Annotated in this window: 1 protein-coding gene and 1 pseudogene; both read right to left on the reverse strand. The window is 37.1% G+C overall.

Annotated elements, in window-relative coordinates; genetic code table 11:
• On the reverse strand, positions 1-107 hold a 107-nt coding region (locus A7A69_RS16860), incomplete at both ends, for a hypothetical protein (RefSeq protein WP_241675256.1).
• 1 nt (position 108) lies between these two features.
• Positions 109-216, reverse strand: a pseudogene (locus A7A69_RS16865) (hypothetical protein); the annotation flags it as partial.
• Positions 217-225: the final 9 nt, after the last annotated feature.

The raw sequence follows: 225 nt of genomic DNA on the forward strand, positions 1-225 counted from the left end.
CACATAATCCCCAAATAAGCCTGCATTATAGCGCGCACTCATCTGGTAGCTAATATCACCATCAACGCCATAAAAACGTGCATCTGTTTGGTCATAATGTATAGAACNAAAATCTCCCTTACGGTCGATCGTATTTGCATAGATAAAGTTATCAAACCAATTATGGTAAACAGTTAAGTTGTACTGAAGCTCTTCTTGGTCGCCATTAAAACCCAAATTAATATT

It is taken from the genome of Acinetobacter guerrae (genome assembly GCF_009372255.1).
Lineage (GTDB): Bacteria > Pseudomonadota > Gammaproteobacteria > Pseudomonadales > Moraxellaceae > Acinetobacter > Acinetobacter guerrae.